The 26,877-nt window shown below is 66.6% G+C and carries 30 protein-coding genes; 16 read left to right on the forward strand and 14 right to left on the reverse strand.

Translation table 11 applies throughout. The annotated features are described in order from the left end of the window. Positions 1-46: 46 nt before the first annotated feature. The 4 genes from SOM18_RS07355 (at position 47) to SOM18_RS07370 (ending at position 2,456) form a co-directional block, all read left to right on the forward strand. Complete coding sequence (locus tag SOM18_RS07355; protein WP_320481490.1) at positions 47-841, forward strand: MotA/TolQ/ExbB proton channel family protein; 795 nt, start codon at positions 47-49, stop codon at positions 839-841. Between the two features lie 92 nt (positions 842-933). Next, positions 934-1,413: an ExbD/TolR family protein gene (locus tag SOM18_RS07360; RefSeq protein WP_031395816.1), complete on the forward strand. Its 480-nt coding sequence runs from the start codon at positions 934-936 to the stop codon at positions 1,411-1,413. 33 nt (positions 1,414-1,446) lie between these two features. Further along, positions 1,447-1,875 (forward strand): ExbD/TolR family protein, encoded by a 429-nt coding sequence (locus SOM18_RS07365; RefSeq protein WP_031395817.1) that lies wholly within the window; start codon positions 1,447-1,449, stop codon positions 1,873-1,875. A gap of 233 nt (positions 1,876-2,108) precedes the next feature. Further along, positions 2,109-2,456, forward strand: a complete 348-nt coding sequence (locus SOM18_RS07370) for a tetratricopeptide repeat protein (RefSeq protein WP_235188414.1) — start codon at positions 2,109-2,111, stop codon at positions 2,454-2,456. A gap of 93 nt (positions 2,457-2,549) precedes the next feature. Here the strand turns inward: SOM18_RS07370 and dcd are convergent, their stop codons facing one another. After that, on the reverse strand, positions 2,550-3,104 hold the full coding sequence (gene dcd, locus SOM18_RS07375; protein ID WP_320481491.1) for a dCTP deaminase: 555 nt from the start codon (positions 3,102-3,104) through the stop codon (positions 2,550-2,552). A gap of 119 nt (positions 3,105-3,223) precedes the next feature. On the opposite strand from dcd, the gene SOM18_RS07380 reads away from it, so the two are divergent. Continuing rightward, entirely contained in the window at positions 3,224-4,777 is a 1,554-nt protein-coding gene (locus SOM18_RS07380; protein ID WP_320481492.1) for a porin, read from the forward strand. Between the two features lie 7 nt (positions 4,778-4,784). Here the strand turns inward: SOM18_RS07380 and SOM18_RS07385 are convergent, their stop codons facing one another. Genes SOM18_RS07385 through SOM18_RS07395 form a run of 3 tightly spaced genes read right to left on the reverse strand, consistent with a single transcriptional unit; the run spans position 4,785 to position 6,415 of the window. After that, a complete protein-coding gene (locus SOM18_RS07385; protein WP_031441367.1) occupies positions 4,785-5,249 on the reverse strand; it encodes a cytidine deaminase in 465 nt (154 codons plus the stop codon). Next, positions 5,246-5,923, reverse strand: a complete 678-nt coding sequence (locus tag SOM18_RS07390) for a GH25 family lysozyme (protein WP_320481493.1) — start codon at positions 5,921-5,923, stop codon at positions 5,246-5,248. The genes SOM18_RS07385 and SOM18_RS07390 overlap by 4 nt, the downstream gene beginning before the upstream one ends. Positions 5,924-5,932: 9 nt before the next feature. After that, complete coding sequence (locus SOM18_RS07395; RefSeq protein WP_031395823.1) at positions 5,933-6,415, reverse strand: UPF0262 family protein; 483 nt, start codon at positions 6,413-6,415, stop codon at positions 5,933-5,935. A 143-nt stretch (positions 6,416-6,558) separates the two neighbouring features. On the opposite strand from SOM18_RS07395, the gene SOM18_RS07400 reads away from it, so the two are divergent. Then, positions 6,559-8,049 carry a replicative DNA helicase gene (locus SOM18_RS07400; RefSeq protein ID WP_031395824.1) on the forward strand — a complete coding sequence of 497 codons (1,491 nt, stop codon included), beginning with the start codon at positions 6,559-6,561 and terminating at the stop codon, positions 8,047-8,049. Between the two features lie 165 nt (positions 8,050-8,214). Here the strand turns inward: SOM18_RS07400 and SOM18_RS07405 are convergent, their stop codons facing one another. The 5 genes from SOM18_RS07405 to cobA form a co-directional block, all read right to left on the reverse strand. After that, a complete protein-coding gene (locus SOM18_RS07405; protein ID WP_031441365.1) occupies positions 8,215-8,967 on the reverse strand; it encodes a phosphoadenylyl-sulfate reductase in 753 nt (250 codons plus the stop codon). Then, the gene (locus SOM18_RS07410; protein ID WP_031395826.1) at positions 8,960-9,400 is read right to left on the reverse strand and encodes a DUF934 domain-containing protein; all 441 of its coding nucleotides are present in this window, start codon (positions 9,398-9,400) and stop codon (positions 8,960-8,962) included. The genes SOM18_RS07405 and SOM18_RS07410 overlap by 8 nt, the downstream gene beginning before the upstream one ends. After that, entirely contained in the window at positions 9,393-11,024 is a 1,632-nt protein-coding gene (locus SOM18_RS07415; protein ID WP_031441364.1) for a nitrite/sulfite reductase, read from the reverse strand. The genes SOM18_RS07410 and SOM18_RS07415 overlap by 8 nt, the downstream gene beginning before the upstream one ends. Positions 11,025-11,305: 281 nt before the next feature. Continuing rightward, positions 11,306-11,602 carry a DUF2849 domain-containing protein gene (locus tag SOM18_RS07420; RefSeq protein WP_031395828.1) on the reverse strand — a complete coding sequence of 99 codons (297 nt, stop codon included), beginning with the start codon at positions 11,600-11,602 and terminating at the stop codon, positions 11,306-11,308. After that, entirely contained in the window at positions 11,599-12,387 is a 789-nt protein-coding gene (cobA, locus tag SOM18_RS07425; protein ID WP_031441363.1) for a uroporphyrinogen-III C-methyltransferase, read from the reverse strand. The genes SOM18_RS07420 and cobA overlap by 4 nt, the downstream gene beginning before the upstream one ends. 199 nt (positions 12,388-12,586) lie before the next feature. Here cobA and SOM18_RS07430 point away from each other — a divergent pair, with 199 nt between their 5' ends. After that, complete coding sequence (locus tag SOM18_RS07430; RefSeq protein WP_320481494.1) at positions 12,587-14,404, forward strand: DUF885 domain-containing protein; 1,818 nt, start codon at positions 12,587-12,589, stop codon at positions 14,402-14,404. A 63-nt stretch (positions 14,405-14,467) separates the two neighbouring features. On the opposite strand, the gene astD is transcribed toward SOM18_RS07430, so the two are convergent. Both astD and SOM18_RS07440 read right to left on the reverse strand, forming a co-directional pair. After that, on the reverse strand, positions 14,468-15,880 hold the full coding sequence (gene astD, locus SOM18_RS07435) for a succinylglutamate-semialdehyde dehydrogenase (RefSeq protein ID WP_031441361.1): 1,413 nt from the start codon (positions 15,878-15,880) through the stop codon (positions 14,468-14,470). Between the two features lie 69 nt (positions 15,881-15,949). Continuing rightward, positions 15,950-17,329 (reverse strand): protein adenylyltransferase SelO, encoded by a 1,380-nt coding sequence (locus tag SOM18_RS07440; protein ID WP_320481495.1) that lies wholly within the window; start codon positions 17,327-17,329, stop codon positions 15,950-15,952. A 37-nt stretch (positions 17,330-17,366) separates the two neighbouring features. On the opposite strand from SOM18_RS07440, the gene SOM18_RS07445 reads away from it, so the two are divergent. The 3 genes from SOM18_RS07445 (at position 17,367) to SOM18_RS07455 (ending at position 20,319) form a co-directional block, all read left to right on the forward strand. Next, positions 17,367-18,248, forward strand: a complete 882-nt coding sequence (locus SOM18_RS07445) for an alpha/beta fold hydrolase (protein ID WP_031441359.1) — start codon at positions 17,367-17,369, stop codon at positions 18,246-18,248. Positions 18,249-18,310: 62 nt separating this feature from the next. After that, positions 18,311-19,069 (forward strand): SDR family oxidoreductase, encoded by a 759-nt coding sequence (locus tag SOM18_RS07450; RefSeq protein WP_031441358.1) that lies wholly within the window; start codon positions 18,311-18,313, stop codon positions 19,067-19,069. A gap of 134 nt (positions 19,070-19,203) precedes the next feature. Beyond that, complete coding sequence (locus SOM18_RS07455; protein WP_320481496.1) at positions 19,204-20,319, forward strand: glycosidase; 1,116 nt, start codon at positions 19,204-19,206, stop codon at positions 20,317-20,319. Positions 20,320-20,354: 35 nt separating this feature from the next. Here the strand turns inward: SOM18_RS07455 and SOM18_RS07460 are convergent, their stop codons facing one another. After that, positions 20,355-20,600 carry a hypothetical protein gene (locus tag SOM18_RS07460; protein WP_031441356.1) on the reverse strand — a complete coding sequence of 82 codons (246 nt, stop codon included), beginning with the start codon at positions 20,598-20,600 and terminating at the stop codon, positions 20,355-20,357. Between the two features lie 100 nt (positions 20,601-20,700). On the opposite strand from SOM18_RS07460, the gene SOM18_RS07465 reads away from it, so the two are divergent. From SOM18_RS07465 to SOM18_RS07480, 4 genes are all read left to right on the forward strand, one after another. Then, positions 20,701-21,837, forward strand: a complete 1,137-nt coding sequence (locus tag SOM18_RS07465; protein ID WP_031441355.1) for a glycosyltransferase family 4 protein — start codon at positions 20,701-20,703, stop codon at positions 21,835-21,837. Between the two features lie 68 nt (positions 21,838-21,905). Next, entirely contained in the window at positions 21,906-23,309 is a 1,404-nt protein-coding gene (locus SOM18_RS07470; protein ID WP_031441354.1) for an NAD(P)H-dependent flavin oxidoreductase, read from the forward strand. A 26-nt stretch (positions 23,310-23,335) separates the two neighbouring features. Next, positions 23,336-23,962, forward strand: coding sequence for a LysE family translocator (locus SOM18_RS07475; protein WP_031441353.1), 627 nt, complete (start codon positions 23,336-23,338; stop codon positions 23,960-23,962). 122 nt (positions 23,963-24,084) lie between these two features. Further along, positions 24,085-24,333 (forward strand): hypothetical protein, encoded by a 249-nt coding sequence (locus SOM18_RS07480; RefSeq protein ID WP_197975206.1) that lies wholly within the window; start codon positions 24,085-24,087, stop codon positions 24,331-24,333. 47 nt (positions 24,334-24,380) lie between these two features. Here the strand turns inward: SOM18_RS07480 and SOM18_RS07485 are convergent, their stop codons facing one another. Continuing rightward, the gene (locus SOM18_RS07485) at positions 24,381-24,572 is read right to left on the reverse strand and encodes a hypothetical protein (protein WP_031395371.1); all 192 of its coding nucleotides are present in this window, start codon (positions 24,570-24,572) and stop codon (positions 24,381-24,383) included. A gap of 90 nt (positions 24,573-24,662) precedes the next feature. Beyond that, the gene (locus SOM18_RS07490) at positions 24,663-25,685 is read right to left on the reverse strand and encodes a 2-hydroxyacid dehydrogenase (RefSeq protein WP_031441352.1); all 1,023 of its coding nucleotides are present in this window, start codon (positions 25,683-25,685) and stop codon (positions 24,663-24,665) included. A gap of 162 nt (positions 25,686-25,847) precedes the next feature. Between SOM18_RS07490 and SOM18_RS07495 the strand changes: the two genes are divergently transcribed. Next, on the forward strand, positions 25,848-26,339 hold the full coding sequence (locus SOM18_RS07495) for an SH3 domain-containing protein (RefSeq protein ID WP_183936260.1): 492 nt from the start codon (positions 25,848-25,850) through the stop codon (positions 26,337-26,339). Positions 26,340-26,371: 32 nt separating this feature from the next. Continuing rightward, positions 26,372-26,839, forward strand: coding sequence for a GNAT family N-acetyltransferase (locus tag SOM18_RS07500; RefSeq protein WP_031441350.1), 468 nt, complete (start codon positions 26,372-26,374; stop codon positions 26,837-26,839). Positions 26,840-26,877: the final 38 nt, after the last annotated feature.

A 26,877-nucleotide genomic window follows, 5' to 3' on the forward strand; every position in this document is an offset into this window, starting at 1 on the left:
GTCTCGGCGCACTTAGACCAACGAATCTTAAGAGGATCATCCGACCATGTTCACCACTATCCTTGCCGCGGCGGCGCCCGCAGCAGCCGAAGCCAACCCGTACGGCCTCGAAGCGGCACTTCGCGAAGGCGGTCTCATCTCCCAGACCGTGTTCGGCATTCTGGTGCTGATGTCGGTGGTTTCGTTCTACATCCTGTTCTCCAAGCTGTTCGAGCAGCAGAAGATCATCGGTCAGGGCAAGCGCGTCCGTCAGGCCTTCTGGTCGTCGAACAGCCTTCGCGAAGGTTCGGCCAAGCTCGAGAAGAACTCGGCCTACAAGCAGATCGTCGACGACGGTCTGGCCGCTCAGGAGCAGCATTCGAAGCTGACCGATCCGGTTGAGGCGCATGACTGGCTGCACGGCTCGCTCGCGCGTTCGGAAGCTGCGATCAACTCGAAGCTGGGTGGCGGTCTTGCCTTCCTCGCAACGGTCGGTTCGGTTTCGCCGTTCATTGGTCTGTTCGGTACGGTTATCGGCATCTACCGCGCACTCGTGAAGATCGGTGCATCGGGTCAGGCATCGATCGACAAGGTCGCAGGGCCGGTCGGTGAAGCACTGATCATGACCGCACTGGGTCTCGTCGTCGCGGTTCCTGCCGTGCTGTCGTACAACTGGCTGCAGCGTCGCAACAAGTCGATCGCAGAGGACCTGTCGGCCTTCTCGAACGACGTGCTCGGCTTCCTGGCATCGAACGGTGCCGTGCGTCCGATCACCGCTTCGGGCGTCAAGCCGGTTGTGGCTAAGCCTTCCACGGCGACCACGACTGCCGGTCAGACCGGTGGCGTGCCGCGCGCTAACTAAGACGCGAGAAAGGCGGGGCTGGTGTTCGCAGCAGCCCCGCTTCCTTCCCGCCGGCGGTGCCGGTGGCGATAAAAGAATAGGATAGTTCGCACATGGCGATGAGTGTTGGTGGCGATTCCACCGAGAAATCGATATCGGACATCAATACGACGCCGCTGGTCGACGTCATGCTCGTGCTCCTGATCATCTTTCTGGTGACGACGACCGTCGCGGTCCAGGCGGTGCAGCTGAAGCTCCCCGAGGTCAAATTTGATCCGACCACGACCAAGCCCGAAAATGTCTCGCTGTCGGTGACGACAAATGGCGATGGCAGCTGTGCAGTGTATTGGAACATGACCCCGGTCACCTCGACCGAGCTGCTCGATCGCGCGGTCGCTAAGCTGAAGACCGAGATCGATCGTCAGGGTGGCGTGAATGCCGCAGGTCTTGAGCTGCCCGAGGCGCATATTCGCGGCGACGTGAACACGCCGTACAAGTGCATCGGCGGCACGATCTACACGATGCAGCGCGCCGGCTTCGCCCGCGTCGGCTTCATCTCCGAGCCGCCTCCCGGCGGCACCACCGAACGCTGACGATCGCTCGGACGTATTTAGGAGTAGTATAGAATGGCAATGGGCGGCGGCAAAGAAGATGACGGGCCGATGATGGAAATGAACATGACGCCGTTGATCGACGTCCTGCTCGTTCTCCTCATCATGTTCATCATCACGATCCCGATCCAGACGCACGCGGTCAAGGTCGACCTTCCGGTCAACAGCAAGAACCCGCCGCAGAACCCGATCGACCCCGAGAAGAACAAGATCTCGATCGACGCATCGGGCACGGTGGCCTGGAACGGGTCGCCGGTCGACGAGGTGACGCTGCGCCAGTATCTGGACCAGACCGCGGGCATGAACCCCGAGCCGGAACTTCACTTCCAGCCGGACCCGCAGGCGCGGTACGAAGTCGTCGATCGCACTTTGGCCGTCGTGAAGCGGTCTTCGATCACGAAGCTCGGCTTCATCGGTAACGAGCAGTATCGCAACGACTTCTAAGTCACGCGACACGATCGATACGATGCCAGGGGCGGTCCGCAAGGGCCGCCCCTTTTGCATGTCCGACGTCCATGACACCGGGGGCGGAAAGAGCGTCGGCATGCCGCGCGCGCACCTCACGGCCTTACCAGGGCGATATCCGTAAAAATGCCATATTGCGCTCCAGTCATCGAAGTGACACAACAGTGTCACAAAAGTGAAACCTTTCGACTCAGAAGGGCGATGGAGACGGGATGATGCGCAAATTCGGCCTTGTAGTTCTTGCCCTTGTCGGCGCGGCAGCACCGGCGTTCGCGGCGGATCAGAATGGCTATCAGGCGATCGTGTCGGGCGATCTGGCCGCGGCCGAACGCCATATCCTGGCGGAACAGGCGGTCTATCCGGGTCGCCCCGAACTGATGCTCAACCTTGCCGCGGTTTACCGGCGGACCGGCCGCGAGGCGGACGCTCGGGCGCTGTACAAGCGCGTGCTCGAACGCCGCGACATCGCGATGGACCTGCCCTCGGGTGCGGTGGCCTCGTCGCATGATCTGGCACGGCGCGCGCTCGGCGTGGCCCCGGTGCAGATCGCCACGCGCTAAGCTAAGGCCGTCGCGCTCGCCCGGCGCCGGTTCTGTGGTTCCGGTAGTAAGCTAGCGCTGGCGTCGACCTCGTGCGGTCGACGCCTGAGGCGGTCAGAGTCGGGGCAGGGTGACCCCGCGCTGGCCCATATATTTGCCTGCGCGGTCGGCATAGCTGATCTCGCACGGCTCATTGCCGCGCAGGAACAGGAACTGGCAGGCGCCCTCGTTCGCGTAGATCTTGGCGGGGAGCGGCGTGGTGTTCGAGAATTCTAGCGTCACATGGCCCTCCCATTCGGGTTCGAGCGGCGTGACGTTGACGATGATCCCGCAGCGCGCATAGGTCGATTTGCCCAGACAGATCACTAGCGTATCGCGTGGGATGCGGAAATATTCGACCGTCCGCGCCAGCGCAAAGCTGTTCGGCGGGATGATGCAGACATCGGTCTTGCGGTCGACGAAGCTGTTCGCGTCGAAATTCTTCGGATCGACGATCGCACTGTCGACATTGGTGAAGATCTTGAACTCGTCGGCGACGCGCGCGTCATAGCCATACGAGGACAGCCCGTAGCTGATACAGCCGTCGCGGCGCTGCGCCTCGTGAAATGGCTTGATCATCGCATCGCCCAGCGCGCGTTCGCGAATCCAGCGGTCGGACATGACGGACATGAGACATTCCCCTTTTCGCCGCTGCTTTCGCGCGGATGGTCGATGGCGGCAAGAGCGCGCGCACGCAGAGAGCGTTTTTGCCGTTGCAGCCGGCGTGTCGGGCCGTCATGGGGCGCGGCATGAACCAGATTCGGCAGCCTTTTCCGCGCGGTACGTCCGTCGAGCCACAGCTTCCGGACCATGATGACGAGCGGAACCGCGCCGCGATCCGCGCGCGCCGCGCCAGCCGCTATGTGCGGATCGCGCTGGCCGGATCGATCGCGCTGTCGGGCGGCGCGGCGCAGGCGCAGTCGGTGCAGGACCTGCAACGCCAGATCGACGAGCTGAAGGCTACGATCGCCGAGCTCAAGGCCGCGCAGAACGGACCGATTGCCCAAACGGCGCCAGTTACTGCGCCAGCCACCGCGCCAGCCACCGCGCCGATCGCGGTTGCGGCAACGTCTGCGCCCGCCCCGGCGCCGAAGCTGGCAACAGCGGTCGCGCCATCGACGCAATTGGCCGCGGCGACGCCCGAGCCGAAGCGCGCCTGGTATGATCGCATCGCGATCCGCGGCTATACGCAGATGCGGTTCAACGAGATCGTGTCGGGCGATCGCACCGCGCCCGACGGCCAGTCGCGGTTGCGATCAGTGCATGACGGCAGCATCGGCGACAATACGGGCTTCTCGCTCCGCCGCGTCCGGCTGGTCCTGCAGGGCGATCTGACCGACCGTGTGTCCTTCTATCTCCAGCCCGACTTCGCGGTGAACGTCAGCAACCAGTCGGGCGGCGAGCGGCGCGAGGGCTTTGCCCAGCTGCGCGACGCCTATGTCGACACGTTCCTCGACGCAGATCGCCGCTTCCGGCTGCGGTTCGGGCAGTCGAAGGTGCCCTTCGGCTGGGAGAATATGCAGTCCTCGTCGAATCGCATCACGATCGATCGCAGCGACGGGATCAACAGCGCGGTCCCCGGGGAGCGCGATCTGGGCATCGTCGCCTATTACACGCCCACCGGCGTGCAACGGATCTGGGATCGCCTCGAGGAGAACGGCCAGAAACTGTTCGGCAATTACGGCGCGTTCGCGCTCGGCGTGTATAACGGCCAGGGGATCAGCCGTTCGGAGACCAATGACGGCGCGATGACGGTGGCGATGGCGACCTGGCCGTTCGCGCTCGACGGGCTTGGCGGGGCGTTCAGCGGACAGGTGTTGGAGGTCGGCGCGGCGGCCATCCGTAATCGCGTCCAGCCCGAACTGCGCAGCGGCGGGGTCAGCGACACGAGCTTTGCCGACGAGCGGCTCGGCGTCCACGCGATCCTCTATCCGCAGCCCTTCGGGTTCCAGGCGGAGTGGAACTGGGGCCGCGGCCCCGAATATGACGACGCGTCACAGTCGATTACGACCAAGCGGCTGAACGGCGGCTATGTCCAGGCGATGGCGCGTGTGCGGTCGTCGCCGCTCGGTCCGTTCATGCCCTATGCGCGCCGGCAATATTATCGCGGCGGGTGGAAGGCGCTGCCCAACGCGCCGCGGCTCGAGACCGACGAGTTCGAGCTGGGGATCGAGTTCCAGCCGACCCCGCCGATCGAGCTGACCGTCGCCTATGCGCGGATGACACGGCGCGAGGCCGACGAACGCCGCGAGGGCCGGGCGGAGGGCGATTTGATCCGCACGCAGCTGCAGTTCAACTACTGACCGCGGCTCAGCCGATCCCGAGGTCCGCCGGGCCGAACGCATCGGGGAGAAGCTCCGACAGGCGGTAGCTGCGGACAGCCTCGCCCTGCGCCGCGCCGCAATGCACGGGGAGATCGCGCCCGCCCATCTGCGCCGCCTCGTTGATCACCTGGCGGCACCGTCCGCAGGGGCTCACCGGGGCGAGGCCGGTGGCGATGCCGTCCGCATCCATCGCGCCGCCGATCACGCCGATCGCAACGACGTCACGCAGGCGGCCCTGCGCGCTTGCGGTCGCCAGCGCGACGGTTTCGGCGCAAAGCGACAGGCCGTAGCTCGCATTCTCGAAATTGGCGGCGGTGATCACGCTGCCGTCGTCGAGCAGCACCGCGGCGCCGACCGCGAATCGCGAATAGGGCGCATGCGCGTGACGCGCGGCGTCGCGCGCCGCGGCGATCAGGCGGGTTGCCTGATCGGTATCGAAACCATCGTTCATCCTGCCACCACGTCCCAGTTCACCGGTCCCTCGATTCCCTCGACACGCCGAAAATTGCTCGCGCGCCACATTCGCCATGGCCGTGCCGCATAATCGGGCTTGAGCAGATTGGCCATCGCCCAGACCGGCCGCGGCAGTGCCGCCGACAACGCATAGCTGCCCTCGACCGACTTGCTGATCCGCAGCAGGACAGGCTTGCCGGTATGCGTCTCCACCATCGTCACGAAGCGCGTCAGATCGGCGACCAGCGCGGCCTTTTCAGGGCGGGCGACGCAATCATCACGGAACTGCACATCGACGGCGACGGGCAGCGCATCGGCGGCGGCGGGCACGAAGGTATTGAACGCATTCGCCTGATCGACCGCGGGCTGGCACAGCGAATAGATGTGCACCGCGCCGCGCCGCAGCCCGGCTTCGGGAAGCGCCGCCCAGTTCGCCTCGAATGCCGGATCGCGGCGATCCTTGCCCGAGGTCGCGACGATATAGGCGAAGTCGACGCCGCGCGCGCGCACCGTTCCCCATTCGACCGGCGCGGGATTTTCACCCAGGTCGACGCCTTGCAGCGGATAGGTCTCGGTCGCGGGATGCCACTGCGTCGCATAGGCCCAGCCGCCAATCGCGATGCCGCCCGTGCCGAACAGCAGGGTCGCAAGCTTCAGCAATGTCGTTGCCATCAGCGTTGCTCAGCCACGCAGATGAAGGACGCAGATGAGCGTGAACAACCGGCGGGCGGTGTCGAAATCGACCTCGATCTTGCCCGACAGCCGGTCCTTGAGCAGCTCGGCGGCCTCGTTGTGGACGCCGCGACGGGCCATGTCGACGGTTTCGATCTGCGCAGGCGAGGACTGGCGAATCGCCTGGTAATAGCTGTCGCAGATCGCGAAATAGTCCTTGATCGGTCGGCGGAAACGGCCGAGCGCGAGCACCAGTGTCTCAAGATGCGTGTCGTCCTCACGATGGATGTGAATGCCGAGACGGCCTTCCTCCGTCTCGAGCCTGATGCGGTACGGGCCGGCATAGCCATCGGCATGCTGGCGCTGCGGCGCGAAATAATTGCCCTCGATCAGGTCGAAGATCGCGATCCGGCGTTCCTGCTCGATATCCGCGGAACGCCACGCAATCGTGCGCTCGTCGAGCTGTATGTCGATGATCCGCGGGTCGGCCATGCCATGTGCGATAGCGATGGTCGTAACGCGTGTCACTTGTCGCCTGCACCGGCGGCCGCCGATCGCGGCGGGCTGGTCGACTTATCCCCATCATTCTGGCGCAGTTGGCTTGGAGCGATCGCGCGCAGTGCGTAGAACGCAGTATGGCAACCCTCGCATTCCCCGTCCCCGCCGTGGCCGAACCACAGCAGCTTCCCCGCAACGTCGAGGCCGAAGCCGCGATGCTCGGCGCGATGATGATCGACAACCGGCTCGCCGACGATCTGGTCGACAAGCTCGAACCCACGCATTTCTTCGAACCCGTGCACGGGCGCATCTTCGCCGCGATCAAGACTCTGCGCGGCAACGACATGCTGGTGACGCCGGTCACTCTGCGGCCGATGTTCGACGCGGACGAGGGCATGCGCGAGCTGGGCGGCCCCGCCTATCTCGCCGGCCTCACGGGCAGCGGCGCAGGGCTGATCGGTGCGCGGCAGTTCGCGCAGCAGATCTATGACCTGGCGATGCTGCGTGCGCTCGTCTCGGTCGGCCGCACCCTGGTCGACCGCGCGATGGATACGTCCGAGGAGGTCAATCCGCGTGCGCAGATCGAACTTGCCGAGGAGGAATTGTTCAAGGTCGCCGCCGATGGCGGGGCGGAGAACTCGGTGAAAACGTTCGCGCAGGCGACCACCGCGGCGGTCAAGATGGCCGAGCGGGCGCTCAACTCGGGCGGCAATCTGTCGGGCGTGACGACGGGTATCGATTCGATCAACGCCAAGATCGGCGGCATGCATCACAGCGATCTCATGATCCTGGCCGGGCGTCCGGGCATGGGCAAGACGTCGCTCGCCACCAACATCGCGTTCAACGCCGCGCGGCGCTGGATGCGCGACATGGCCGACGGGATCGCGCCGAAGGATTCGGTCGGCGCGAAGGTCGCGTTCTTCAGCCTCGAAATGTCCGCGGATCAGCTGGCGACGCGTATTCTCGCCGAGCAGTCGCAGATCAGTTCCGAATCGCTCCGCATGGGCAAGATCAGCCGCACCGAGTTCGCGCAGCTTGCGGCCGCGGCGGCTGAGCTCGAGAACCTGCCGCTGTTCATCGACGACACGGGCGGCCTGTCGATCGGCGCGCTGCACACGCGCGTCCGCCGGCTGCAGCGTCGCCACAATAACGAGATCGGGCTCGTGGTGGTCGACTATCTCCAGCTGCTGTCGGGGTCGGGCAAGAGCAAGGACGGCAACCGCGTCCAAGAAATCTCCGAGATTTCGCGCGGGCTGAAAACGCTGGCGAAGGATCTGAACGTGCCGGTGCTGGCACTGTCGCAGCTGAGCCGCGCGGTCGAAAGCCGCGAGGACAAGACGCCGATGCTGTCAGATCTTCGCGAATCGGGGTCGATCGAGCAGGATGCGGACATGGTCTGGTTCGTGTACCGCGAGGATTATTACGTCGCGTCGAAGGAGCCCAAGCGTCCGGCCGAAGGCGACAGCGCGAAGATCTTCGAGGATCACGCGTCCTGGGCAGCCGAAATGGAGCGCGTCTACGGCTTGGCCGAGCTGATCATCGCCAAGCAGCGTCACGGCGCGACCGGCAAGGTGCGGATGAAGTTCGATCCGACGATCACGAAGTTCTCGGATCTGGCGGAATATTGAGGCGCTCATCTCCCTCTCCCCGCGGGGGAGAGGGAAGGGGCCCGCGGCACTTGCCGTGGGAAGGGTGAGGGGTGTGAGACGCGGGACGGTTGATCCCAACGCCCCTCTCCCTTCCGTCGCCTACGGCTCCTCCCTCCCTCTCCCCAAAGGGGCGAGGGAATTCAGTCAGATGATCGGGTCGTAACCCCCGGGGGCGTGGATGCCGCATTCGACCTTGTCGAAGCTGCGCCAACGCCCCGCGCGCGGATCCTCGCCAGGTGCGACCTTGGTCGTGCACGGCGCGCAGCCGATCGAGAGATAGCCCTGTGCCTCGAGCGGATGCCGCGGCAGATCATGCTCGGCGAAATAGGCATCGAGCCGCTCCTTGTCCCAGTCGGCGAGCGGGTTGATCTTCAGCCGGCCCTCATCCTCCTCGAACCGCGGCAGCGCGGTGCGCGTGCCCGACTGGAAGCCCTTGCGCCCCGAGATCCACGCGTCGAACGGCGCGAGCGCTCGACGCAGCGGCTCGACCTTGCGCAGGTCGCAGCAGCCATCGGGGTCGTAGGACCAGCGTTCGCCCGCACGATCCTTGACCGCGAGCAGCCGCGGATCGGGTCTGAACACGCGCAGGTCGGTGAGGCCCAGCCGTTCGGCCAGCGCATCACGATAGGCGAGCGTCTCGCCGAACATCTTCTGCGTGTTGGTGAAGATCACCGGCACGTCGACATCGACCTGCGCGACCATGTGCAGCAGCACCGCCGATTCGGCACCGAAGGACGAAACCGACGCGATCCGCCCGGCCAGCTCGCTGGTCAGCAGCTCGCGCAGCATCTGCGCGGCAGGAACGCCGGCGAACCGGTCCTGCATCGCCTGTGCATCCGCCTTGGTGAAGGCGGGGGTGACGTCGATCGTGTCGATCCGGCGGAGCGCTTCACCCATGGCGCAGCTTCCAGACCGGCACGGCGCCGTCCGCCGCCTTCTGATAGGGCGTGTCGTAGCGCGCGAGGCTGGCGCGGAGCACGTCGATATCGATCGGGGCCTCGGGCGCGAAGCTGTCGAAGCCGCAGCGGCGCATCAGCGGAATCTGGTCGACGAGCACGTCGCCCGCCGCACGCAGCTCGCCGGTATAGCCCGCCTCGCGCAGGATCCGCGCCGCGGAATAGCCGCGGCCGTCGCGATAGCCGGGAAAGCTCACCTCGATCAGCGCGAGCTGGTCGATCTGCGGCAACAGCGCGCGCGCATCGTCACCCGCCTCGAGGCGAACGGCCGCCGCATTGCTCTGGCCGATGAACGAATCGAGCGTCACCGCGGGCTCGTCATGCGGCTCGTCGTCGCGGAAGCGGAGCAGCGTCTGGTCCGGATACTCAACCATAGATCGCCTCCTTGAACGTCTCGAAGCCGACGCGGCGGTAGGTGTCGAGGAACCGCTCGCCGGGATCGCGCACCTGGAGATATCGGTCGGTGACGCGTTCGATCGCGTCGACCACGCCGTCCTCCGAGAATCCGGGGCCGGTGATCTTGGCGAGACTGACATCCTCCGCGCCCGATCCGCCGAGCGAGAGCTGGTAATTTTCGGTGCCCTTCTTGTCGACGCCGAGGATGCCAATGTGGCCGGCGTGGTGATGCCCACAGGCGTTGATGCAGCCGCTGATCTTGAGCTTCAATTCGCCCAGGTCGCGCTGGCGATCGAGACTGCCGAAGCGCGTCGCGATCTTCTGTGCGAGCGGGATCGAGCGTGCGTTGGCGAGGCTGCAATAATCGAGACCGGGGCAGGCGATGATGTCGCTGATCAGGTCGAGATTGGCCTCGGCCAGACCGGCCTCGTTCAGCGTCGACCACACCGCGTGCAGATCGGCCATGCGGACGTGCGGCAGGACGATGTTCTGCGCATGCGTGACGCGCAGTTCGTCGAAGCTGTAGCGCGTGCCGAGATCGGCCATCACGTCGATCTGGTCCGCCGACGCATCGCCGGGGATGCCGCCGACGGGCTTCAGGCTGATGTTGACGATCGCATAGCCCGGCTGCTTGTGCGCCTTCACATTCTGGTCGAGCCAGACCGCGAAGTCGGGATCGCTGCGGTCGATCTCGGAGGACGCGTTTTCCTCGAATGCGGGCGCGCCGAAATGGCTCGTGATCCGCTCCAGCTCGGCGCGCGGCGGATCGAGGCCGAGGCCCTTCACTGCGGCGAATTCCTCCTCGACCTGGCGACGATATTCGTCGGGGCCGATCTCGTGCAGCAGGATCTTGATCCGCGCCTTGTAGATATTGTCGCGGCGACCGTAGCGATTGTAGACGCGCAGGCACGCCTCGAGATAGCTCATCAGATCGTCGGCGGGGACGAAATCGCGGATCTCGTGGCTGATCATCGGCGTGCGGCCCATGCCGCCACCGACATAGATCTTCGCGCCGAGTTCACCGTCGCGGACGTGCAGCCCGATGCCGATGTCGTGCAGCCGCATCGCCGCGCGATCCTCGTCCGCCGCGATCACGCAGATCTTGAACTTGCGCGGGAGGTAGGTGAATTCGGGGTGGAACGTGCTCCACTGACGGATCAGCTCGGCCCAGGGGCGCGGATCGGCGACCTCGTCCGCGGCGGCGCCGGCGAACTGGTCGGAACTGATGTTGCGGATGCAGTTGCCCGACGTCTGGATGGCATGCATCTGGACCGTCGACAGCTCTTGGAGGATGTCCGGGGTCTGGTCGAGCTGGATCCAGTTAAACTGGATGTTCTGCCGCGTCGTGAAATGCCCGTAGCCGCGATCATATTTGCGCGCGATGTGGCCGAGCATCCGCATCTGCCGTCCGTCGAGCGTGCCATAGGGCACCGCGACGCGCAGCATATAGGCATGCAGCTGGAGATACAGGCCGTTCATCAGGCGCAGCGGCTTGAACTGGTCCTCGGTCAGCTCGCCCGAGAGGCGGCGGCGGACCTGGTCGCGGAACTCGTCGACGCGCTGGTCGACGATGGCCTGGTCGTATTCGTCGTACTTATACATGGGGGGTTCCCGGTAGAATTTGGTTCACGCGGAGCCTGTCCTCAGCGAAGCCGAAGGGGCGCGATGGCGCGAAGAAGATTGGGTTCACGCGGAGGCGCGGAGGCGCGGAGGAGAAAGACGAGGAAGGAACTCCCGCGCCAGCGGGCATCGAATCTGCCTCAATCAGCGATTGTAAGGGCCGCTGCGCGGCAAGGAAGACACCTCCGCGCCTCCGCGCCTCCGCGCCTCCGCGCGAACCATCTTCTCACTGCTCTCTTCGCGCCTTCGCGCCTTCGCGAGACTCATATCACCCAACTCCCCGCAGCCGGATCGGCCGGCTTGAGCGTAAGGTCGGGCCGCATCGTCGGACCCAGCGCACGGATGCGGTCCTTGATGTGCGCAGGGCGGGGGCCGTCTGCGGTCGCGGTCGCCTCGATCAGATAGGGGACGTTGACGCGGCGTGCGCCTTCCTCCGCCTGGAGGATCGATTCACCCGCGACGCCGACATCGGCCGCATCCTCGATATGGCGCGACCAGCCGTCGCCGGTCCACCAGATCACGTCGCCGGTGGGAAGGTCGTTTCCAGTCAGGAGCTTCATGCGGCGGCCTCTGCAATTCGTGCCCATCGGGCGAGCTTGTCCTGCGCGTCGGAGAGTTCGACGACCTCACCGACGACGATGATCGCGGGGCTCTTGACCGCCTCGCGCTGCACCATCGGGCCGAGATCGGCGAGCAGGGTCCGCATCGCACGGCTGCCCGATAGCGTGCCGCGCTCGAGCACCGCAACCGGCATGTCGGGCGCGACGCCATCGGCCATAAGCTTGTCGGCGATATCGGTCGCGGTCGCGATGCCCATGTAGATGACGAGCGTACGGCCCTGGCCGGCGAGCCCCGACCAGTCCTGTTCGGTCAGACCCTTGCACTGGCCTGCGACGAAGCTGACCGCGCTCGAATGATCGCGGTGAGTGAGCGGGAGCATCGCCTCGGCCGCGCAACCCAGCGCGGCGGAGACCCCGGGGATCACCTCGACCGGCAGGCCCGCGGCACGGACCGCCTCGACCTCCTCGCCGCCGCGACCGAACACGAACGGATCGCCGCCCTTCAGCCGGACGACGATCGCGCCGGTCTTCACATGCGCGATGATCAGCGCGTTGATCGCCTCCTGCGGCAGCGTGTGGCGCGCGCGCTGCTTGGCGACCGAGATGCGCTGAGCGGCAGGCGGCGCGATGTCGAGCACGCGCGGATCGATCAGCCCGTCATGGACGACGACGTCGGCGATCTCGAGCGCGGCGACCGCACGTACGGTCAGCAGTCCGGGATCGCCGGGCCCCGCCCCGACGAGGATGACGCGCCCGCGGGCACCGGGGTCTAGCAAGCTTACCATGTCAGGAAGATGGGCTCTGGGGGGGCGATTGGCGAGCCCAGCATTATTTGCCCCGGGGCTAGTCCTGCTTTCCCACGCGGCGCGGGTGCCAACGCCGGAAACGTTCGCAGGCCCCGGTCACGGGCTGGTGGCAACGGAATCCGCGCGATAGGAAGGCGCGACGAACCGGGTAACCCGGACGCGATGGGGAACTTCGATAATGCGCCTGACCTGCCTTGCCGCCATGTTGCTGGCGACCACCTTCATCGGCGCGGTGCCGGTGTCGAGCCAGGCGCTGCCGCCGCCCGCGCCGATCGCCGGTGACGGCCCCGAGGATGCGAAGCTCAAGCAGCTTTTTTATGCCAGCGACGAGCGTGATCTGAAGAACGATCCGCTGCAGGCGATCTTCCGCGGTGATATGCGCTATGCCGATCGCTTCGGCGAATATCTGACCGATGCGCGCACCGCGCAGGACAAGCGCAATGTCGAGCAGGACTTGGCTGCGATCGCCGCGATCGATCGGGCGAAGCTGACGCGGGTCGACCAGATCGCCTATGACGTGTTCCGCAACGGCCGCGAGGTCGCGCTGCGCGGGTTCGCGCCGAACCTGGTCGCGATCGACCGGCTGCTGCCGCTCAGCCATTTCGGCGGTTTCCAGACCTTCTATCCTGATTTCGCGTCGGGCAAGGGCGGCGCGCCGTTCAAGACGATCGCGGATTACGAGAACAATCTGCGGCGTAATGCGGGCTATGCCGCGGTCTATGACCGGGCCATCGCGCGGTTCCGCGAGGGGATGGCGAAGGGCGTGGCCCAGCCCAAGCTGGTCGTGCGCAACATGATCGGCCAGTTCGACAATCTGATCGCCGAGGGTGTCGAGAAATCGACCTTCTACGCGCCGGTGACGATGTTCCCCGCGTCAATCCCGGCGGCCGACCGCACGCGCCTGACCGCGGCCTATGCCAAGCAGGTGCGCGAGGTGATCAATCCCGCGCATGTCCGGATGCGCGATTTCCTCGCCAACGAATATCTCGCCAAGGCGCGCGACACGGTCGGGCTGTCGGCGCTGCCGGGCGGTGCCGCGCTCTATGCCCAGCGGATCGAGGACAGCACGACGCTGCCGCTCGAGCCCGAGGCGGTGCATCAGCTCGGCCTGTCGGAGGTCGCGCGGATCACGCAGGCGATGGAGGCGCAGAAAGCTGCGGTCGGGTTCAAGGGCACGCTGGCCGCGTTCTTCGACCATCTGCGCACCGATCCGCGCTTCCAGCCCAAGTCGGCGGCGGCGGTGCGCGAGGGCTATGAGGCGATCGGCAAGCGGGTCAACGCGCGGATCGCGACACAATTCTCGCTGGTGCCCAAAAGTCCGCTCGAGATCCGTGCAGTGCCCGATTTCCGCGCGAAGACCGATGCGGCGGGGTCGTATCAGCAGGGGACGCCCGACGGCACGCGGCCGGGGATCTTCTACTACAACACCTATGACCTGCCGACGCGGTATCTGTGGGGGATGGAGACGCTCTACCTGCACGAGGCGGTGCCGGGGCATCATTACCAGATCAGCCTCGCGCAGGAGAATGTCGCGCTCCCCGCGTTCATCCGGTTCGGCGGCAACACCGCCTATGTCGAGGGCTGGGCGCTCTATGCCGAGACCTTGTGGAAGGAGCTGGGCGTCGAAAGCGACCCGTATCAGCGGATGGGTGGTTTGAACGACGAGATGCTGCGCGCGATGCGGCTGGTCGTCGATACCGGCATCCACGCCAAGGGATGGAGCCGCGACCAGGCGATCGCCTACATGCTCGCCAATTCGCCGATGGGACGGACCGACGCGACCGCCGAGGTCGAGCGCTACATCTCGATTCCCGGGCAGGCGCTGGCGTACAAGATCGGCCAGCTGACGATCCTCAGGATGAAGGCCAAGACGCAGGCGGCGCAGGGTGCCGCGTTCGATCCGCGCGCCTTCCATGCGCAGGTGCTCGATACGGGCGCACTGCCGATGCCGGTCCTGGAGAAGAAGATCGACGACTGGTTGGGCGGGGCGAAGTAACCCCCATGATCCTCCCCCTGACGGGGGAGGATTTCAGTGCAGCTTTGGGGGCCGCTACCCGCCTCAGCCGTCGCGCAAGCCGATACCGATGCTGGCGCGCGCGCTTTCGGATTCGCTGCTGACGACCGGATAGGCGCAATAGTCGGCGGCGTAATAGGCGCTGGGGCGGTGGTTGCCCGACCAGCCGACGCCGCCGAACGGCGCGCCCGACGAGGCGCCGTTGGTGGGCTTGTTCCAGTTGACGATCCCGGCGCGGATATTGGCCCAGAACCGGTCGTAGAGCGCGGGCGTCTGACTGATCAGCGCGGCGGACAGGCCGTAGCGGGTGTTGTTCGCCTCTGCGATCGCGGCGTCGAAATCATCGGTGCGGAAGACCTGCAGGATCGGTCCGAACAGCTCGAGATCGGGGCGCTCCGCCATGTCGGTGACGTCGATCATCGCCGGGCGAAGGAAGGGCAGCGTATCGACCGGGCGTTCGAGATGCCGGATCGGCCGGCCGCCGCGCATCAGCAGCTCGAGAAAGCTCTCGGTCAGCTGGTCCGCCGCCTGGTTGTCGATCACCGGGCCCATGAACGGCGCCGGGTTCGCATGTGGCTCGTCGACGATGATCCGCGCGATCATCCGCTCGATCGTGTCGAGCAGCGGCTGGGCGAGCCGTTCCTGGACGATCAGCCGGCGCGCAGCGGTGCAGCGCTGGCCGGCGGTCGTGAAGGCGGACTGGACGACGAGCACCGCCGCCGTGTGCAGGTCCGGCGTGTCCCAGACCATGATCGGGTTGTTGCCGCCCATTTCGAGCGCCAGGATCTTCTCGGGCTTCTCGGCAAAGGCGCGGTTGAGCGCGAGGCCGGTCTGGGCCGAACCGGTGAAGAGCAGGCCGTCGATATCGGGATGCGCAGCCAGCGCCTTGCCCTCCGCGGGGCCGCCGACGAGCAGCCGGATGCAATCCTCGGGCACCCCGGCGGCGCGGTAGCACTCGACGAGGAACGCGCCCGATGCGGGGGTCTTTTCGGACGGCTTGAAGACGACCGCGTTGCCGGCGATCAAGGCGGGGACGATGTGGCCGTTGGGCAGGTGTGCCGGGAAATTATAGGGGCCGAGCACCGCGAGCACGCCGTGCGGCTTGTGGCGCAGCGCGACGCGGCTGTTCATCGGCGCCTCCATCCGGCGCTGCGCAGTGCGTTCGGCATAGGCGCTGACCGAGATGTCGACCTTGGCGATCACCGTCTCGACCTCGCCGCGCGCTTCCCAGATCGGCTTGCCCGTCTCGCGCGCGATCAGGTCGGTGAACGCGTCGTTGCGCTGGCGGACGACATTGGCGAACCGGCGCATCGTCTCGATCCGGAACGCGAGCGGCTTGGACGCCCAGCCGGCCCAGCCCGACCGCGCGGTCGCCACTTCGGTATCGACATCCCCGATCGGGTGACGCCACAACAGCGTACCGGTTGCGGGTTCATAGGAGAGGATCTCATCGGCCATATCGGGCTCTTGCCCCAATTTTAGAAGAGTTTCCACCATCCGCCGCACCGTCGGCCGCGGCACCCGCGTTCAGGCGAGCGCCTCGCCCATCGCCCGGATCGCCGCGACCTTCGCGGTAAGACGGCTCCAGTCGTCGGCGTCGGCGATCGGCGCCCAGATCGATTCCACCTCGTCGATCAGCAGGCTGCACGGCGTGCCCGACCAATAGGGATGGCTGCGATCCTTGCGCGCGGCATAGCCGCCAAGCGCGGCGCGGACCTCGTCCCAGTCGGGGCCGTAGCTTGCGGGAAGCTCGCCGCCGAACACATCGAAGAAGAACCGGTCGATACCCGCCCCGCTGGTCCGCAGCGCGCGTCCGGTCGCCTGGACGAGCGCGCGGTCGCTGTCCGGATCGCGCGGGCGGACGCCCAGCCGCCACAGGATCGCCGCGCCCACTTCAGCCTGATAGGCGGGGCCGAAACCGTCGAGCGCGGCGATCAGCGGATCGCTCTCGGCGATCGTGCGCAGCGATACCGCGAGCTGCATCACGTCCCAGTGGATCGCCTCGGGCTGGCGACCGAAGGCATACAGCCCCTGATGATCGAAATAGGCGGCGGTGAAGCCCGGGTCCCAGGTCGGCGCGAACCGCCACGGGCCATAGTCGAAGCTTTCGCCGGTAACGTTGATGTTGTCCGAATTGAGCACGCCGTGGACGAAGCCCGCCGCCATGTAGCGCGCCGCGAGTCGGGCGGTCCGCGCGACCACGAGCGCGAGGAGGCGAACCGGATCGTCGCCTTCCCCGTTCCCGTCCTCGTCGAACAGGTTGCGCAATGTATAGCCGACCAGCCGGCGCAGGGCGTCGTCGTCGCGATGATAGGCGAGGCGCTGGAACGTGCCGATCCGGACATGGCTGTGGCTAAGCCGGACCATGGCCGCGGAGCGGGTTGGGCTCGGCTCGTCGCCGCGCTGCAGGTCCTCGCCGGTTTCGATCAGCGACAGCGTGCGCGAGGTCGGGACGTTCAGCGCCTCGAGCATCTCGGTCGCGAGGATCTCGCGTACGCCACCTTTCAGCGTGAGCCGACCATCGCCCGCGCGGCTCCACGGCGTCTGCCCCGACCCCTTGGTGCCGAGATCCATCAGGCGGCCGCGATCGTCGCGCATCTGGGCAAAGGTGAAGCCGCGCCCGTCGCCCAGATCGGGATTATAGTTGCGGAACTGATGACCGTGATAGCGCAAGGCAAGCGGGCCGGGCAGCGTGCCCGGCAACGGCGCGAACCGGCCGAAATGGCGGGTCCATTCGTCGTCGTCGAGCGTCGCCAGACCGACCTGTGCGGCGGCGCGATCGTTGCGGAAGCGGAGCTGGGTGCGGGGGAAATCGGCCGCCGCGACCGGATCGAAGAACGGGTCGCCGAGGTCGAGCAACGTGGTTTCGGGGCGATAGGCGGGGAAGGCTTGCGGGTCGATGGGCATGCGGCGATATGGTGGCCGCTACCCGAAGGACGCAACCATGGCCGCTTACGAAAACCTCTATTGGTGGTCCAGGGACGGGCTGCGGCTGCATGCGCGCGACTATCCGGGCGGCGGCGATGGCCGTCCGCCGATCATGTGCCTGCCGGGGCTGACGCGTAACGCGCGCGATTTCGATGCGCTCGCGGCGCGGCTCGCGGGGCGCTGGCGGCTGATCGCGATCGATCTCCGCGGACGCGGCGAGAGTGCCTATGCCAAGGATCCGATGTCCTATGTCCCGCTGACCTATGTGCAGGATGTCGAGGCGTTGCTGGCCGAGCACGGCATCGACCGGTTCGTCGCGTTCGGGACGTCGCTCGGCGGGATCGTCACGATGCTGATGGCGGGGCCGGCGCGCGGGCGAATCGCAGCCGCTTTGCTCAACGATGTCGGGCCCGAGATCGACGCGCAGGGCCTGTCGCGGATCCGCGGCTATGTCGGCAAGGCGAGCGTCTTTCCGACCTGGATGCATGCCGCGCGCTGCGTGTCGGAGAGCAATGCCGACGTCTATCCGGACTGGACGATCGAGGACTGGCTGGCGATGGCCAAGCGCATTTACCGGCTGAACAGCTCGGGCCGGATCGTGCTCGATTACGACCTGAAGATCGCCGAACCGTTCCGCGTGCCGGGCAGCGAGGCCGGACCGGACATGTGGCAGGCGCTGGCGGGCCTGCGCGAGATCCCGACGCTGATCGTGCGCGGTGGCCGGTCCGACCTGTTGTCCGCCGCGATCGCGGACAGGATGGTCGCATCGCTCGACCGCGCGACGCTCGTCACCGTGCCCGGGGTCGGTCATGCCCCGACGCTGAGCGAGCCGATCGTCCAGGCGCCGATCGACGAGCTGCTGGCGCAGGTGCTTGAGGGGGATGCTGTCCGCGCCTAGGGGACGGGGACGGGGCGTCGCAGCGACGCCTCGTCCCGCCTGCTCGATGACCGGAACAGCTTATGACCGCACCTGCCGACCTTCATGTGAATCATCGCTCCCTCGAGGGTCGACGCGCGATCATCACGGGAGGGACGACGGGCATCGGCCGGGCGATCGCGGTGCTGCTCGCGGCGGGGGGCGCCAAAGTCTATATCTGCGGTCACGATGCGGGTCATCTCGAGGACGCGCTCGTTTGCATCCGCGAGGTTGGCGAAGGCGACGGGATGGTCACCGAGCTTGCCGATCCGGACAAGGTCCGCGCCTTTTTCGATGCCGGCGAGGCGTATCTGGGCGGGTTCGACATCACCGTCGTCAACGCCTCGATCGCCGCGGGCGGGCTGACGCAGATGGACGAAGACGCGCTGCGCTACGCGATCGCGGTCAATTTCACCGCCTATCTGCTCAGCGCGCATCACGCCGCGCACCGGATGACGCCGATCGGCGATCTGGTCCTGATCGGTTCGCTCAGCGCGCATATCCTCGGGCCGAGCTCGACCGTCTATGCGGGCATCAAGTCGGGTATCGCCGGTTTCGCCGAGGCGCTGCGTCGCGAGCTGGGGCCCAAGGGGATCCGGGTGTCGCTGATCGAGCCGGGCAAGGTCGGCTCCAACATGCAATATCCCGACGTGCCCGACGAGAAGCAGCGGGAAATGATCGCAGCGGAGCAGATGCTGCGCGGCGAGGACATCGCCGCCGGCGTCGAGTTCCTGCTGACGCAGCCGACGCGGACGGTGATCCAGCAACTCGTGATCGTGCCCCGCGCGCTGGAGGGGGAATAGCGACACCGCTCATCCGTCCCGTTCGTGCTGAACGAAGTCGAAGCACCTCCGCCCGGGGCATGCCCTTCGACTTCGCTCAGGGCGAACGGGCATGGTGCGGGGCGGCCGAACAACCAGAATTTTAGGAGAATTGCATGTTCGATCAGCTCGTCTTCACTCCCGCCGACATCGACCTGTCGCGCTCGCCGCTGGCGGGCAAGGTCGGGGCCGAGACCTATGTGCTCGGCGCGTTCAATCCGGGGATGACGCGGCTGGCGAACGGCAATCTGCTGCTGATGGTGCGCGTGGCGGAGGCGTTGCGCGAGCCGGTCAAGGGCGGCAACGTCCATGCGATCCGCTGGCAGGACGGCGCCTATCTGCGCGATGCGTGGCCGTTGCAGATGGTCGACACCAAGGATCCACGCAAATTCCTGATCCCCGGCGGCGGATGGAAGGTGATGGCGCTGACCTCGCTGTCCTGGCTCCTGCCGGTCGAGCTCGATGCCGAGGGCCGTTCGGTCGTCGCGGTCCATTACGACAAGGCGATCGCGCCGCGCACACCCTACCAATGCTACGGCGTCGAGGATGCCCGAATCTCGAAGGTCGGCGACCGTTATCTGATGACGACCTGTTCGGTCAGCCCGGAACGGCATTCGACCACGCTTTATTCGTCCGCCGATGCGCTCGACTGGCAGCTCGAGGGGATCGTGCTCGATCACCAGAACAAGGACATGCTGATCTTCGAAGGGCTGATCGGCGGGCAATATTGGGCGCAGACGCGGCCGCTCGGCGATCTGTACTTCGCCTATCCGCCGGGCAGCGAATGGCGCGCCGGGCCGTCGATCAACCTGTCGCGCTCGCCCGATGCGCTCCACTGGAAGCCGCATGACAAGCCCGGCATCCGCCCTCACGCCGCCACGGTCTCGACCGCGCGGATGGGCGGCGGGACACCACCGATCCTGACCGATCGCGGCTGGCTGAGCCTGTGGCACGGCGTCGAGCCGTCGGGCGTGGTCGGCATCTACCGCACATATTGGTCGATCCTCGACAAGGGCGACCCGTCGATCACGATCGCGACCCAGCACGCGCCGCTGCTCGAGGCGAACCCCGCGCTGACCGAACCGCTCAAGGACCAGATGTACGTCGACAATGTCGTCTTCACGACGGGCATTGCGGACGCGGGCGACTTCTACGTGGTGGCGAGCGGCGAGGCGGACCTGGCGTGCCGGATCACCCACATCGCGAAGACTGCGTTCGACCCGCCCGCCTGATGCGGTTCGTGGCGTATTTTGGTGGGGAGCGGACCTTACCTCTCCAAGGCTGACACAAGACTGGTGAAAGCATCTACGTTCGCTTTCTGATGCGAAAGCACCCCGGCAGTAATATCCTGCGTAGTGCCATCCGGCATGACAAGCTGTGCCTTCACTCCGCCGTTACTGAAGAGATCGACCTGTCGCAGAGATTCTTTGCGCTGCTCGTTCGCCCATTTGATCAAGTCATCCAGTGTTTTCACCGTCCGCCCCCCTCCGTTGTCGGCATCATAGCACGGCATGAAATTATGCTTCTAGTGTCCGCAAGTGGGCGGAAGCTGACAGCAATCCAGCGCGCCTGCTCCCTTGAAACCCCGGCGGGAAATCGGCATCGCGTCGGGCATGGCCGCACCCGTCAACATCCTGCATCTCCACTCCTCGTTCGACCTCGGCGGGAAGGAGGCGCGGGCGGTGCGGTTGATGAATGCGTTCGGCGATCGCGCCAAGCATACCATCGTGTCGGGCGTGCCCGATGCGCTGGGCGCGCAGGCGTCGATCGCCAAGGGGATCCGCTACGAGATCGCGCAGAACCCGCCGCCGCTGACGGGCAAGCCGTCGGTCGCGCGCTACGAGGCGATCGCGCAATATATGCGGCGGTTCGACCTGGTGCTGAGCTATAACTGGGGGGCGATCGACGGGGCGATGGCGCGCCGCGCGTTCGGCAAGGGCGCACCGCCGCTGGTCCACCACGAGGACGGGTTCAATGCCGACGAGGCGGGCGGGCTGAAGATCGAGCGCAACATCTATCGTCGGCTCGCGCTGGGTGCGGCACATGCGCTGGCGGTCCCGTCCGAGGTACTCGAGGCGATCGCGCTGAAGACCTGGAAACAGCCGCGCGAGCGGGTGCACCGGATCGTGAACGGCATCGGCACCGCCTATTATGCGCAGAAGCCCGAACCCAAGGCGATCCCGGGGTTCGTGCCGAAGGCGAAGGAGGTCGTCATCGGCGCGCTGGCGGGTCTGCGCGAGGTGAAGGACCTCACCGCACTGGTGCGTGCGGTCGGCGGCGTGTCGGGGCGGGTGCGGCTGGTGATCGTCGGCGAAGGACCCGAACGCGCGCGGATCGCGCAGGCGGCCGCCGCGATGGGGATGGCCGACACGCTCGTCCTGCCGGGATTTCTCGATCGGCCCTATCGTTATATCGGGCATTTCGACATCCTCGCTCTGTCGTCGCGCAGCGAGCAGTTTCCGATTTCGGTGGTCGAGGCGATGGCCGCCGGCCTGCCGATCGCGAGCTATCCGGTCGGCGACGTCGCGCGGATGGTCGCGCCCGAAAACCTGCCGTTCATCACCGAGGCGCCGAGCGAGGTGCGGCTGCGCGATGCGTTGCAGGCGCTGGTCGCGGATCCCGCGCTGCGCGCGTCGATCGGGGCGGCGAATCAGCGGCGCGCGCGGGCCGAATTCGACGAATCGGTGATGATCGCGCGCTACCGTGCGCTGTACGAAGAGGCGCTCGGCAGACCCGGCGCGCTAACCTAGGTCTTAATTTGCTCGCACGCTGCGTCCTTGCGATATAGGGGGCCGTATTTTCCGGGAGAGGTGACGTCGTGTTCAAGGGCCTGAAGCCTATCGTCTATAACGGTCGCGAAGTGTGGCCGCTGGTGGAAGGCGGCAAGGGAGTCGCGGCGACCAACCATGCGTCGGCCGGAGCCTGGGCCGCCGCGGGTGGCATCGGCACGGTTTCTGCCGTGAATGCCGATAGTTACGATCCAGAGGGCAAGATCATCCCGCAGGTCTATGCCGCGCTGACGCGGCGTGACCGGCATGAGGAGCTCGTCCAATATGCGATCGACGGTGCGGTCCAGCAGGTCGAGCGCGCCTATGAGATCGCCGACGGCAAGGGCGCGATCAACATTAACGTGCTGTGGGAAATGGGCGGCGCGCAGCGGATCCTGCACGGCGTGCTCGAGCGGACGCGCGGCAAGGTGGCGGGCGTCACCTGTGGCGCGGGCATGCCCTACAAGCTCAGCGAGATCACCGCGTCCTACGGCGTCAGCTACCTGCCGATCGTCAGTTCGGGGCGGGCGTTCCGTGCGCTGTGGAAGCGCGCCTATTCGAAGGCGGCACAGTGGCTCGCCGCGGTCGTGTACGAGGATCCGTGGCTCGCCGGTGGTCATAACGGCCTGTCGAATGCCGAGGACCCGCTGAAGCCGCAGGATCCCTATCCGCGCGTGAAGGAACTGCGCGACGTAATGCGCGAGGGCGGTATTTCGGACGACGTGCCGATCGTGATGGCGGGCGGCGTCTGGTATCTGCGCGACTGGAACGACTGGATCGACAATCCCGAGCTCGGCACGATCGCGTTCCAGTTCGGCACCCGCCCGCTGCTGACGCGCGAAAGCCCGATCCCGCAGGGGTGGAAGGACGCGCTGACGAAGATCGAGGAAGGCGATGTGCTGCTGCACAAATTCTCGCCGACCGGTTTCTATTCGTCGGCGGTGCGCAACCCGTTCCTGCGCAGCCTCGAGGCGCGGTCCGAGCGCCAGATCGCGTTTTCGACGCAGGAGGCTGGCGACCACATCTTCCAGCTCGACGTCGGCGTGAAGGGCAAGAATTTCTGGGTGACGCGCAACGATCTGCTGCGCGCACGCCAGTGGTTCGGCGAAGGCTTTACGGACGCGCTCAAGACCCCGGACAACACGCTGGTCTTCGTCGGTCCGGAAGAAAAGGGCATGATCCGCAAGGATCAGGCGGATTGCATGGGCTGTCTGTCGCAATGCTCCTTCTCGAGCTGGGCGGACACCGAGACCAACTCGACGGGGCGGCTCGCCGACCCGCGCAGCTTCTGCATCCAGAAGACGCTGCAGGATATTGCGCATGGCGGCGACATCGACCAGAACCTGATGTTCGCCGGCCATGCGGCGTATAACTTCAAGAAGGACCCGTTTTATTCCAACGGGTTCGTGCCGAGCGTCGGGCAGCTCGTCGATCGGATCCTGACCGGCGACTGAGCCGGTCAGGGTAGGGGGGCAAAGGCATGACGCTGCATGCGTGGACGGTGTTCCTGGTCGCGGTGATCCTGTTGTGCGGGACACCGGGGCCGAACATGCTGCACGTCATGACGCGCAGCATGACCTTCGGCGCGCGGCGCAGCCTGGCGGCGATGGCGGGGTGCCTGACCGCGCTGGTTCTCGTCCTCGCGGCATCGGCGGCGGGGGTCGCGGCTTTGCTGACCGCCTGGCCGCGCGTGTTTGATGCGCTGCGTTATGCCGGCGTCGCCTATCTGATCGTGCTGGGGATCAAGGCGTGGCGCGGTGCCGGCGGGCCGGTCGATCTGGGCGCGGACACGCTGCCGCGCACGATGTCCGCCGCACGGCTGTTCCGCGGCGGGTTCGTGATCGGCATCAGCAATCCCAAGCTGCTGCTGTTTGCAGCCGCCTTCCTGCCGCAGTTCGTCAACCGCGCCGCGCCGCAGGGCCCGCAGTTCGCGATCCTCGTCGTCACCTTCGCAGTGGTCGAAAGCCTCTGGTATGCGGTCTATGCGATGAGCGGGCGGACGCTCGCGCGGCATCTGACGCGACCGGCATTGCGGCGCGCCTTCGACCGCGCGACGGGGGCGGTGTTCGTCGGCTTCGGGCTCGCACTGCTCGGAACACGCGTCTGACGCGGCGGCCGAGGTTGCCGATCGGCAGGATAGCGCGCATACCGGACGCATTGCGGCGCTTCATTCGGGCAAGCCACGACTGAGAGACGTATCGCGCTCCCGCTCCCTGCCGGGATTATCAGATGACCACCACGCCCAGCGCCGATGTTGCGCCCATTTCGCGTGCGATGAACGTGCGCGTCACCGAGGCCCAGGCCGTCGCGATGTGCGCCAAGCACAAGGCCGAGATCAGCGCGATCGAATCGCTGCCGTCGGGCGGAACACGGATCGTCCTGATGAACATTGCGGATGCCGCGACCGTCGCCAAGGCGTTCGGGTCGAAGGTCCTGACGGGCACCGTTCAGCGGACCGGCTGGATCCGCGCACGGTGACTTGAGGGGCGACGCGCGGACCTTCAGGCCCGCGCGCGCCAGACGTTTCAGTCGGCGACCGTGCCGACCACCGCGCCGCCGGCACCACCGACCGCTGCGCCCTTTTCGACGCTACCGCCCGTCGCCGCGGCGACACCCGCACCGCCGGCTGCACCAATGCCTGCGCCCTTGAGCGTCGAACAGGCGCTCATCGACACGGCGGACGCGATCAGCAGCGCGGAAACAGCAATCTTCTTCATGGGATACTCCTTTTTCTCTCCGGGGGTATCCAACAAATGCCGCACTGCGGAATCAGTTCCGGGCACGGGAAAGGGGACGGGGAGCGGCCGTCAGGCCCAGCCTTCGAGCACCTGATCGGGCGGACGGTGGCCATCGGCCCACATCCGGATGTTCTGGATTACCTTCTCGCCGGTCGCGATCCGCCCCTCGAACGTCGCCGATCCCATGTGCGGGAGCATCACGACGTTATCGAGCGCGAGCAGTCGCGGATCGATCTGCGGCTCGTGGCGCCAGACATCGAGCCCGGCACCGGCGAGCCGGCCCGCCTCGAGCGCGTCGACCAGTGCGGTCTCGTCGACCACCCCGCCGCGCGAGGCGTTGATGAGGAAGACGTGCGGGCGCATCAGCGCGATCCGCCGCGCGTCGATCATGTCCCGGCTGTCGGCGTTGAGCGGGGTGTGGATCGTCACGATGTCGACCGCGCCGAGCAGGTCGTCGAGCGAGGCGTGCCACGTCGCCCCGAGCGCCTGTTCGAGTGCGACGGGCAGGCGGCGGCGATTGTGATAGTGGATCGAGAGGCCGAATGCGGCGGCGCGGCGCGCGACCGCCTGTCCGATCCGGCCCATCCCGACGATGCCGAGTGCCTTGCCGCCGATCCGGTGGCCGAGCATCCCGCCGGGGCTCCAGCCGGTCCATGCGCCGGACCGCACGAGCTTCTCGCCCTCCGCCAACCGCCGCGGCACCGACAGGATCAGCGCCATCGTCATGTCCGCAGTGTCTTCGGTCAGCACCCCCGGCGTGTTGGTGACGATGATCCCGCGCGCCCGCGCCGCCTTCAGGTCGATATGGTTCACGCCCGCGCCATAATTGGCGATCAGGCGAAGGCGATCGCCCGCACCCGCGATCAGCGCGGCGTCGATATCGTCGGTGACGGTCGGGACCAGCACGTCGCAATCGGCCATCGCCGCGGCCAGCTGATCGCGGCTGAGCTTGGCATCGCCGTGGTTGTTGGTCGTGTCGAACAGCGCCGCCATACGGTCCATGACCGCATCGGCAAGTTCGCGCGTGACGACCACCTTGGGGTTGGGGCAGCGCCGGGTGTCGGGCCAGCTATCGGGGCGTGGATCGGGCATGACTGTGGCTTGGCGAACGTCATCCACGGCGTCAACGATGGAGCGGCAAAACCGCGCTGCGATCCGTGGAACGGCGGCGCGCGCGCTTAGCAGTTGAAACCGCCGCCGCGGTGGCGATAGAGCTTGGCCGGACACGAACCGCGTCGGCAACAGGACATCAGCATGCGCATTCTCGCCTTCGGGCTCGCCGCCCTCGTCACGGCGGCGCTGGGCACCGAGCCTGCCGCCGCCGCGGATCCGGTGCGCAAGCTCCCTTATTATGCCTCGATCTCGGCGGGGCGCGCGCGGTTGCGGACCGGTCCGGCCCGCGCCTATCCCGCCAGCTGGCTGTATCAGCGTGCCGACCTGCCTGTGCGCGTGATCGCGATCCACAAGGAATGGCGCAAGATCGCCGATCCGGACGGCACCGAAGGCTGGATGCAGGCCAATCTGATGAGCAGCACGCGCACCGCGATCGTGCGCGGCACGACCCCGATCGCGATCCTCGACCGCCCGAGCGAAAGCGGACGCCTGCAATGGCGCGCGGCCCCCGGCGTCGTCGGTCGGCTGAGCCAGTGCGGCAATGGCTGGTGCAAGATGGACATCAAGGGGCAGGCCGGTTTCGTGCGCGTCGACGCGCTGTGGGGAATCGATGCGGACGAAGCGCTGCCCTGAGTGATGACGGGGCATCGCACCCGGATCGCGTCATGCGGATAGAGCGCGACCATCTGACGCGCGATGCGGTCGTCGATCTGGTCGCGCTGCACCAGCGCGCCGCGCACGCCAATTCGCCGCCGGGCTGTGTCTTTGCCCTCGACCTCGTCGGGCTCCGCGATCCGTCGGTAGTTGTGTGGTCCGCCTGGGACGGGACGGGGGACGAATCGGCGCTGCTCGGGATCGTCGCGGTGAAGTCGCTCGACGCGGGGCATTGCGAGCTGAAATCGATGCGGACGCATCCCGATCATGTGCGCCGCGGGGTCGGGGCGGCGCTGCTCGATCATGCGACCCGCCATGCCAGAGACATGGGCGCGACCCGGATCAGCCTCGAGACCGGGAGCAACGCCGCCTATGCCGCGGCGCGCGCGCTGTACGAACGCGCGGGCTTTGTCCGCTGTAAGCGGTTCGGGTCCTATCCGCCCTCGCGGTTCAGCCGATATTACACGCTGGATCTCTGACGGCGGCAGCGCTGGCCGGGATCGGGTTGCGCGCACCG

Source organism: Sphingomonas sp. CFBP9019 (assembly GCF_034045155.1).
Classification (GTDB): Bacteria; Pseudomonadota; Alphaproteobacteria; order Sphingomonadales; family Sphingomonadaceae; genus Sphingomonas; species Sphingomonas aerolata.